An 8,964-nucleotide genomic window follows, 5' to 3' on the forward strand; every position below is an offset into this window, starting at 1 on the left:
ATAGATCTGACTATACAGATGTCCCCGTATTCAGCCTATCGTGGGCATCACATCACTCGCACCAGGAGCCAGTCATATGCACGCCAGCAACTTCGACGTTCCCAGCTATTTCCGACGCATCGGCTACACCGGCGATGCCGTCGCCGATACCGCCACGCTGCATGCGCTCATGCGCCACCAACTGTTCTCGGTGCCGTTCGAGAACCTGGATGTGCAGGCCGGTAAGGTCGTGTCGCTGGTACCCGAGGACATCGCCGACAAACTGCTGCGGCAAGGCCGTGGCGGCTACTGCTACGAGGTCAACGGATTGTTCGCCATGGCACTGGCGGCCCTGGGCATCCCTTACCGCTTTGTCGCCGCCCGGCCGTTGTTCTACCCGGCGCGCCGGCCGCGCACTCACATGGCGCTGATCGCCGAGGTTGGCGGGCGGCGCTGGCTGTGCGACCTGGGCTTCGGCAGCTACGGCATCCGCGCGCCGATGGACCTGGACCGGCTCGACATCGACGTCGTGCAGGACTGCGACACCTTCCGGCTCAGCCGCGATGAACGCGGTGACTACCTGCTGCAGGCGAAGGTGGACGGCGAGTGGGCGAACCAGTACGGTTTCGACCTGTCGCCCCAGGAGTGGGTTGATTTCGTCCCGGCCAACTATCTCAACTCCACCCACCCCGAGGCCATCTTTGTGCAGAAACTGCTGGTGGTGCTGCACCGGCCGGACGGGCGACTGATCCTGCTGGGCGATTTGCTAAAGACGGTAGCGGACGGGCACACCGAGAAACGGCAACTGGCGGAAGGGGAGATTGCGCAAGTGCTGGAAAACCGCTTTGGACTGCCGCCCAGTGTTAGTCGGTGACGCCGTGAGAGGAGACGCCCGGGATCACGCCGCACTGAAGATGCCGGCAGGCTGGGTTGCGGCAACGACGTGTGATGACAGGGATTCGAGCGACTAGCCCTCGACGCGGGCAATCCACATTTCGCATCACGCTGAAGCGTTCGCGCCGGGCCACCGGCATCATCTGCTTGTGCGGCCCGTGCCGATCCCGACCTCGCCATGGTCTGCGAACGCGAATCCCCCGACATGCAGCAACCCGTCAAGCCCCGCCACCCGCCCGCCGTCGCGGATCTGCTCCTGCTTCTCACGCTTTCGACGTTATGGGGTGCGTCCTACACGTTCATCCGGATCGGCGTAGAGACGATTCCGCCGCTGACGCTGATCGCCGCGCGGACCTTGATCGCAGGCTCGGTGCTGCTGCTGTGGATGCGCGTCACGCGCATTCGGATGCCGCGCGATCTCGCGGTCTGGCGGCGCTTCTTCGTCCAGGCGCTGCTGAACAGCGTCGTGCCGTTCACGTTGATCGCGTGGGCCGAACGTTCGGTCGAGGCGGGGCTCGCGACGATCCTCAATTCCGCATCACCCGTGCTCGCGTTCGTCGGCACCTGGCTGATCACGCGCCATGAGCCGCTGACGCCGCGGAAGCTGTTCGGCGTCGTCGCGGGGCTCGTCGGCATCTCGCTGGTGGTCGGCGTCAGCGCGTTCGACGGACTCGGGCGGCAACTCGTGCCGCAACTGGCGATCGTCGCGGCGACCGTCTGCTACGCGGGCGCGGCGATCTACGGGCGAGCCTTCAGCGGACTGTCGCCCGCGGCGCCTGCCGCCGGCTCGCTCATCGTCGGCGCGGCCGTGCTGGTACCGGCCAGTCTCGTCGTCGATCGCCCGTGGACGCTTCATCCGTCGGCGCCATCGCTGATCGCATTGGCAGCGCTCGCGGTCTTCTCGACCGCACTCGCGTTCGTCATCTACTTCCGGCTCGTCCAGACGCTCGGCTCGGTCGGCACGACGGCGCAGGCCTATCTGCGCGTGCCGATCGGCGTCGGCATCAGCATGGCGCTGCTCGGCGAATCGCTGTCGGCATCGGCGTGGCTGGGGCTCGGATGCGTCGTCGCGGGCGTGGCTGCGATGACGTTGCCGTCACGACCGCGCGGGCAGCCACGCACCTGACAACGGCCATGAAGCGGGCGGCGCATGAATCGCCGCCATCGCGCTGCGCGCAGCGACCGCCCCGGTCAGCCGTGCCCGCGCGCCGCGTGCATCACGCGGTCAACGTCACCGACAGGCTGCCGAGGTCGCCGAAGCGGACCGTCAGCGCATCGCCGAGCGGCACGTCGATCGCGCCCGCGTACGAACCGGTCGTCACGATCTGCCCGGCGCGCACGGCGTCGCCGCGCGAGGCGAGGAAATTGACGAGCCACACCAGCGGCTTCAGCGGATCGCCGTCCGGATGGCGGCCGTCGATCGCGCGGTTCAGCGCGCCTTCGAACGACAGCGCCAGCGTTTCGAGCGGCACGTTCAGCCCGTCGGGCACGACCGGGCCGACGCACAGCCCCTGGTTGAATTGCCCGTCGGCCAGCAGCTCGAACTTCGATGCGCGCGTGGGCTCCGCATAGCGGCAGCCCAGCACCTCGAGCACGATGCGCACTTCGCGGATCGCGTCGCGCACGTCCTGTTCGTCGTACGGCTGTTCGCGCGCGGGCAGGTCGCGATCGAGCACGAACGCGATTTCCGGTTCGATCCGCACGATCGGCCCGCCGACCACACGGTACGGCGCATCGGCCTCGCGGATCGTCGACGCGAAGATAGGCGCGAGGATCACGCGGTCGGGCGGCGGCAGCGCGCATTTCCATCCGCCGACGGGTTCGCCGAGCAGGTCGGCCACGCGCTGCTGGATCGCGAGCGCGGTCTCGACGTTCTCGGGACGCAGCGCATCGGGCAGCAGCGGGCCGGGCGCGCCGGCATGGCGGGCGGCGACGAGATGCTGGGCGGCGCCGTCCACGCGTTCGGTAGTCGTTGTCATGTCGGTTGAGCGAGTTGAAAGTGGGCCGGCAAATAAGGGCCGGACGAAAGTCGCACATCCGATGATAGCGCCTTCGGCGCGATGGCCGCTCGATCCGGTTGCGCACACGCGGCTCGCAACCGCCGCGACAGGCCCCCGGGATATCCCCTAGACGATCGGTTCGCCCCGGCGCTTGCACGCCGGGCAGGTTGTGCGACACAATAGGGAAAGCGCTTTCCCAAATGAATCGGACGACGGGGAAACGCGGGCGACTGCGCGACGGATCGCGGCCGCATCGGATGCCGCATGTTCCGGTCGCCGCACGCCATCGGCCGTGTGCCACTCGCCGTGCACCACTGGCCGTGCGCAACGATTCGACAACAACATGGAGACAGCAGATGTTCAACAGGCTTCGGGCAGCAACTTTCGCAGTCCTTTCAGTGCTGGCGGCGCAGGTGTGCGCCGCACCGGTCACGCTCGACGTGACGGGCTGGAAGGGCGGCGGCGCCGAGCCCGCCAACATGGCGGCGCTGATCGCAAAGTTCGAGAAGGAAAACCCCGACATCAAGGTCAAGTTCGAGTACATGTCGCGCAACGACACGACGACGGTCGTGTCGTCGCGGCTGCAGGGCGGCAACGGGCCCGATGTGCTGATGATCGATCGCGAGCTGATGCGGCAGTGGCAGGGCGCGCATCAGCTGCTGGACCTGAGCGGCGAGAAGTGGGTGCCGACGATCTGGCGCGGCGTGCGTAACCACACGCAGATCGGCGGGGAGACCTACATGCTGCCGATGGAGCTGGTCGGCATCGGCCTGTTCGCGAACCTCGACCTGCTCAAGCGTGCGGGTGTCGCGACGGTGCCGACCGACGTCGACCAGTTGAAGGCCGCGTGCGGGAAGCTGGCGGCGGCCGGCATCACGCCGATGCTGCTGCCCGCGAAGGAAGGCTGGGCGCCCGCGGCGCTCGTGATTGCGTCCGGGCTGGCGGCCGGCGGCGATGCGGATGCGCGCGCCGAATCGTTCGTCGGCGCGGGCAGCGCGCGCTTCGCGGCCGATCCGGCGTTCAAGCAGTCGATGGCCGCGCTGAAGGTGCTCGCCGACGCGAAGTGCTTCGTGCCGCGCCTGAACAATGGCGTGAGCGCGTGGAGCACGGGGCTGACCGAATTCCAGGCCGGCCGCGTCGCGATGATGCCGCAGGGCGCATGGAACATCGCGAAGTTCAGCGCGACGAAGGGCCTGTCGTTCCAGTTCGCGCCGCTGCCGGCGCTCGTGCCCGGCAACGGGCCGGTCGCGCTCGACATGCTCGGCACCGCGTGGGCGATCAACGCGGCATCGCACCAGACCGACGCCGCGAAGAAGTGGCTCGCGTTCTGGGCGCGCCCCGACAACGACCGCCAGTTCCTCGACGCGGAAGCCGGGTTCAGCCCGTTCGAAGGCGGCACCGATGCGATGCCGCCGCAGGCGCAGCCATACGCGGCCGTGCAGAAGAACGGGCACGTCGTGCTGTATCCGAAGGGCGTGTGGACCGGCACGCTGTTCACCGCGATCTGGAATTCGATGTCCGCGTATTTCCTCGACATCGGCCAGGACCCGGCGAAGCTGCTCGCCCGCTGGGATGCGGCCGCGCGATGAACGGCCTGTCTGCTGACATTTCCGCTGCCGCGCGCGCTCGCGCGGCGCGGTTCGACGAAGGAGGCGCGCGATGAAGCGCAACCGGACCTTGCTGTGGTGCGCCGTTCCGGCGCTCGCGCTGTACGCGCTGCTGAGCCTGTATCCGCTGTTCAAGGCCGCGCGAATGAGCCTGACGGATTTTTCCGGCGTGGGCGATGCGCACTGGATCGGGCTCGCGAACTACGCGGCGGCGTTTCGCGATCCCGCGAGCCTGCATACGCTCGTCGTCACGTTCGCGTATGCGGCGATCGTCGTGATCGTGCAGAACGGGCTCGGGCTGCTGTTCGCGGCGCTGCTGTTCTCGCTGCCGCGGCTGCGCGGCGCGTTGCGTGTCGGGCTGCTGGTGCCGAGCATGTTCTCGGCGGTGATCGCCGGGTTCGTGTGGGAGTACCTGTACTCGCCGCTCGGCGGCGGCATCAACGAGTTGCTGCATCTCGTGCATCTCGACGCGCTGCAGCAGGTGTGGCTCGGCGATCCGTCGGTCACGCTGCCGGCCGTCACGGCCGTGCACGTGTGGATGTACGTCGGCTACTCGACGGCGATCTTCCTGGCCGGCTACCTGAACATTCCGTCCGAACTGCACGATGCGGCGAAGCTCGACGGCGCGAACGCGTGGGTGCGCTTCACGCGCATCGACCTGCCGCTGCTCGCGCCGGCGTTCACCGTGAACATCACGCTGAGCACGATCGGCACGCTGAAGACCTTCGAGCTGCCGCTCGTGCTGACCAACGGCGGGCCGGATGGCGCGACGACCACGCTCGGGCTGCAGATCTTCCACAGCCTGTTCAACGACTACAAGTTCGGCTTCGCGAGTGCACTGTCGATGATCATGCTCGCGATCGTCGTGGTGGTCGCCACCACGCAGAACACGATCCTGCGCCGCCGGGAGGACAACCTGTGAACGTCATCCGTCAACGCTTTCATGCGGACCGTCCGTCCGCCGGCACGTCGGGCGGCGGGCTGCGCGCGGGGGCGCTGCTGCGCCGCATGCCGGGGTTCGCGCGGCTCGTCGCCGCGATCGCAATCGTCGCGATCGTGCTGCTGCCGACGATCTACATGGTGCTGATGTCGCTGCGCACCGGCGACGACATCATCGCGCGCCCGCTCGGGCTGCCCGACCATGTGTTCTTCGGCAACTACGCGGCCGTGTTCACGCAGATGAACTACTGGCGCAGCGTCGCGAACACGATCGGCATCACGCTCGCGGTCACGTTCCTCGTCGCGCTGCTGTCGTCGCTCGCGGCGTATCCGCTGGCACGCGTGAAGGGCCGGCTGTCGAACGCGGTCTACATCGTGCTGACGCTCGGCCTGACGATCCCGATGTTCGTCAGCCTGACGCCGCTGTACGTGCTGTTCCGCGACCTGCACCTGCTCAACACGTATCTCGGCGTCGTGCTCGCGTACACCGTGCAGAGCCTGCCGCTCGGCGTGTTCTTCTACACGAGCTTCCTGAAGCGGATTCCGCTCGAACTCGAGGAAGCCGCGGTGATGGACGGCTGCAGCCCGCTGCAGGTGTACTGGTACATCGTGCTGCCGCTGCTGCGGCCGATCACCGGCACGCTCGCGATGTTCGTCACGCTGTCGGTGTGGAACGACCTCGTCTATCCGCTGCTGTTCCTGACCGACTCGTCGAAGTTCACGATCACCGTCGCGGTGTTCCGCTTCATCGGCACCAACGACATCGATCCGACCAAGCTGTTCCCGGCAGCCGTGATGGGCACGCTGCCGCTGCTCGTGCTGTTCTTCATTCTCCAGCGCAGGATCGTCGCGGGCATCACGGCCGGCGCGGTCAAGGGGTAACACCATGAATCCATTCGAATCGCTCGACGGCCGCGTGATCGTCGTCACCGGTGGCGGGGACGGCATCGGCCTCGGCATCGTCGACGTGCTCGCGCAATGCGGCGCGCAGGTCGTCGTCGCGGAGAAGAATGCCGCGCGCGCCGACGTGGTGCGCGAACGGCTCGGTGGGCGCGACGCGCTGTTCGTCGAGACCGACGTCGCCGAGCCGGCGAGCGTCGCCGCGCTGTTCGAGCGCGTCGACGCGCATCACGGCCGGCTCGATGGGCTCGTGAACAACGCGGGCATCACGCTGCACGGCCCGTTCGACGCATTCTCGCTCGACGACTGCGACCGCCTGTACCGCACCAACCTGCGCTCGATGTTCCAGTGTGCGCAGCTCGCGGCGCCGCGCATCGCGCGCGCCGGTGGCGGCGCGATCGTCAACATCGCGTCGAATCATGCGGGCGCGAGCGTGCCGGGTTTCGAGATGTACGCGGCGACCAAGGGCGGCATCGTCGCGATGTCGCGCGCGATGGCGACGAGCCTCGCGCCGCAGCGCATCCGCGTCAACACGCTGAGCCCCGGCTTCACGCTGAACGCGCCGATCGGCGCGGCACTCGAGCGCGATCCCGCGCTGCTCGACACGTATCGCGCGCTGCATCCCGCGCAGCGCATCAACGAACCGGCCGATATCGGCCGGATCGCCGCGTTCCTGCTGTCGGACGCGGCGGCCGGCATCGCCGGCGCGGATCTCGTCGCCGACAACGGCATGTCGGCGCTGCTGTTCAACCGGACCCGTTCATCCACATGAAGATCACCGAAATCGAAACATTCGCGGTCGCACCGCGCTGGCAGTTCGTGAAGGTCAGCACCGACGAGGGCCTCGCCGGCTGGGGCGAGCCGATCGTCGAAGGGCGCGCGGCCACCACGGCCGCCGCCGTGCACGAACTCGCCGACTACCTGATCGGCCGCGACCCGCGCCACATCGAGGATTTGTTCCAGGTCATGTATCGCGGCGGCTTCTATCGCGGCGGCCCGATCCTGACGAGCGCGATCTCGGGCATCGAGCAGGCGCTGTGGGACATCAAGGCGCGCGCGCTCGGCGTGCCCGTCTACGACCTGCTCGGCGGCCCCGTGCGCGACAAGGCGCGTGTCTATGCGCACGTGAAGGGCGACACGCCCGACGAGATGGCCGCGAACGCACGGCAGCTCGTCGAGGCCGGCTATACCGCGCTGAAGATGGGCGTGGTCAACGCGACCGACTGGATCGAGTCGCCGGCGGCGATCGATCGCGCGGTGGCGCGCTTCGGCACGGTGCGCGATGCGGTTGGCAAGGAGGTCGGGCTCGGCATCGACTTCCACGGCCGCGTGCGCCGCCCGGTCGCGAAGGCGCTCGCCAGGGCGCTCGCGCCGTTCGACCCGATGTTCTACGAGGAACTGCTGCTGCCCGAGCACAACGACGCGCTGCGCGAAGTCGCGCGCGATTGCGCGGTGCCGCTCGCGACCGGCGAACGGCTGTTCACGCGCTGGCAGTTCAAGGAGCTGCTGCAGGAAGGCGTCGTCGACATCGTGCAGCCCGACGTGAGCCACACGGGCGGGATCTGGGAGCTGCGCAAGATCGCGGCGATGGCCGAGGCGTACGACGTCGCGGTCGCGCCGCATTGCCCGCTGGGGCCCCTGACGCTCGCGGCGTCGTTGCAGATCGATTTCTGCACGCCGAACGCGTTCATCCAGGAGCAGTCGACCAATGTCGCGTATCACGACGACAACGCGATGTACGCGTACACGCGCGGCATCCCGTTCGCGTTCGACGCGGGCTACGTCGCACGCCCTGATGCGCCGGGGCTCGGCGTCGAGATCGACGAAGAGAAGGTGAGGGAAGCCGCCGCGACCGGGCACCGCTGGCGCAACCCGGTGTGGCGTCGCGAGGACGGCTCGGTCGCCGAATGGTGAGCGGCAGCAACGGACGAGGAGAAACGCAATCATGGCAAGTGTGTCGCTCAAGCAGATCCGCAAGCGCTACGACGACGGCGCGGATGTGATCAAGGACGTCAGCCTCGACATCGAGGATGGCGAATTCATGGTGTTCGTCGGCCCGTCGGGCTGCGGCAAATCGACGATGTTGCGGATGCTGGCAGGGCTCGAGGAGATCACGTCGGGCGACCTGCTGATCGACGGCCGCCGCGTCAACGACGTGCCGGCCGCGAAGCGCGGGCTCGCGATGGTGTTCCAGAACTACGCGCTGTATCCGCACATGACGGTGTTCGAGAACATGGCGTTCGGGCTGAAGCTCGCGGGCGTCGACGCGGCCGAGACGCGCACGCGCGTCGGGCAGGCGGCCGAGGCGCTGCGGTTGTCCGCGCTGCTCGACCGCAAGCCGAAGGCGCTGTCGGGCGGCCAGCGGCAGCGCGTCGCGATCGGCCGTGCGATCGTGCGCAAGCCGGGCGTGTTCCTGTTCGACGAACCGCTGTCGAACCTCGACGCGGCACTGCGTGGCGGGATGCGGCTCGAACTCGCGCGGCTGCACCGCGAGCTCGGCAGCACGATGATCTACGTGACGCACGACCAGGTCGAGGCGATGACGCTCGGCGACCGGATCGCGGTGTTCAACGGCGGACGCATCGAGCAGGTCGGTTCGCCGCTGGCGCTGTACGAGCAGCCGGCGAACCATTTCGTCGCGTCGT

At 68.0% G+C, this 8,964-nt stretch carries 9 protein-coding genes; 8 read left to right on the plus strand and 1 reads right to left on the minus strand.

Annotated elements, in window-relative coordinates:
* The first annotated feature begins 76 nt into the window (after positions 1-76).
* The gene (locus G3N61_RS04210) at positions 77-853 is read left to right on the plus strand and encodes an arylamine N-acetyltransferase (protein WP_205821658.1); all 777 of its coding nucleotides are present in this window, start codon (positions 77-79) and stop codon (positions 851-853) included.
* Positions 854-1,078: 225 nt separating this feature from the next.
* Entirely contained in the window at positions 1,079-1,999 is a 921-nt protein-coding gene (locus G3N61_RS04215; RefSeq protein WP_205821659.1) for an EamA family transporter, read from the plus strand.
* Positions 2,000-2,090: 91 nt separating this feature from the next.
* Here the strand turns inward: G3N61_RS04215 and G3N61_RS04220 are convergent, their stop codons facing one another.
* Positions 2,091-2,852 carry a fumarylacetoacetate hydrolase family protein gene (locus tag G3N61_RS04220; RefSeq protein WP_043192113.1) on the minus strand — a complete coding sequence of 254 codons (762 nt, stop codon included), beginning with the start codon at positions 2,850-2,852 and terminating at the stop codon, positions 2,091-2,093.
* Positions 2,853-3,229: 377 nt separating this feature from the next.
* Between G3N61_RS04220 and G3N61_RS04225 the strand changes: the two genes are divergently transcribed.
* The 6 genes from G3N61_RS04225 to G3N61_RS04250 all read left to right on the plus strand — a co-directional run.
* Entirely contained in the window at positions 3,230-4,462 is a 1,233-nt protein-coding gene (locus tag G3N61_RS04225) for an ABC transporter substrate-binding protein (protein ID WP_205821660.1), read from the plus strand.
* A 70-nt stretch (positions 4,463-4,532) separates the two neighbouring features.
* Positions 4,533-5,402 carry a sugar ABC transporter permease gene (locus G3N61_RS04230; RefSeq protein WP_011349624.1) on the plus strand — a complete coding sequence of 290 codons (870 nt, stop codon included), beginning with the start codon at positions 4,533-4,535 and terminating at the stop codon, positions 5,400-5,402.
* Positions 5,399-6,301 carry a carbohydrate ABC transporter permease gene (locus G3N61_RS04235; RefSeq protein WP_043192111.1) on the plus strand — a complete coding sequence of 301 codons (903 nt, stop codon included), beginning with the start codon at positions 5,399-5,401 and terminating at the stop codon, positions 6,299-6,301. The genes G3N61_RS04230 and G3N61_RS04235 overlap by 4 nt, the downstream gene beginning before the upstream one ends.
* Positions 6,302-6,305: 4 nt before the next feature.
* Positions 6,306-7,091 carry an SDR family oxidoreductase gene (locus G3N61_RS04240; protein WP_089454310.1) on the plus strand — a complete coding sequence of 262 codons (786 nt, stop codon included), beginning with the start codon at positions 6,306-6,308 and terminating at the stop codon, positions 7,089-7,091.
* On the plus strand, positions 7,088-8,233 hold the full coding sequence (dgoD, locus tag G3N61_RS04245; RefSeq protein WP_043192107.1) for a galactonate dehydratase: 1,146 nt from the start codon (positions 7,088-7,090) through the stop codon (positions 8,231-8,233). The genes G3N61_RS04240 and dgoD overlap by 4 nt, the downstream gene beginning before the upstream one ends.
* A 31-nt stretch (positions 8,234-8,264) precedes the next feature.
* Positions 8,265-8,964, plus strand: a 700-nt coding sequence (locus G3N61_RS04250; RefSeq protein ID WP_205821661.1) for an ATP-binding cassette domain-containing protein, incomplete at its 3' end; no start/stop codon positions are given.

It is taken from the genome of Burkholderia sp. Ac-20349 (genome assembly GCF_017104865.1).
GTDB classification, from domain to species: Bacteria; Pseudomonadota; Gammaproteobacteria; order Burkholderiales; family Burkholderiaceae; genus Burkholderia; species Burkholderia aenigmatica.

Coding starts and splice junctions, on each gene's coding strand:
- dgoD (WP_043192107.1), top strand. CDS start 7,088: ATGAAGATCACCGAAATCGAAACATTCGCGGTCGCACCGCGCTGGCAG.
- G3N61_RS04220 (WP_043192113.1), bottom strand. CDS start 2,852: ATGACAACGACTACCGAACGCGTGGACGGCGCCGCCCAGCATCTCGTC.
- G3N61_RS04215 (WP_205821659.1), top strand. CDS start 1,079: ATGCAGCAACCCGTCAAGCCCCGCCACCCGCCCGCCGTCGCGGATCTG.
- G3N61_RS04230 (WP_011349624.1), top strand. CDS start 4,533: ATGAAGCGCAACCGGACCTTGCTGTGGTGCGCCGTTCCGGCGCTCGCG.
- G3N61_RS04210 (WP_205821658.1), top strand. CDS start 77: ATGCACGCCAGCAACTTCGACGTTCCCAGCTATTTCCGACGCATCGGC.
- G3N61_RS04240 (WP_089454310.1), top strand. CDS start 6,306: ATGAATCCATTCGAATCGCTCGACGGCCGCGTGATCGTCGTCACCGGT.
- G3N61_RS04225 (WP_205821660.1), top strand. CDS start 3,230: ATGTTCAACAGGCTTCGGGCAGCAACTTTCGCAGTCCTTTCAGTGCTG.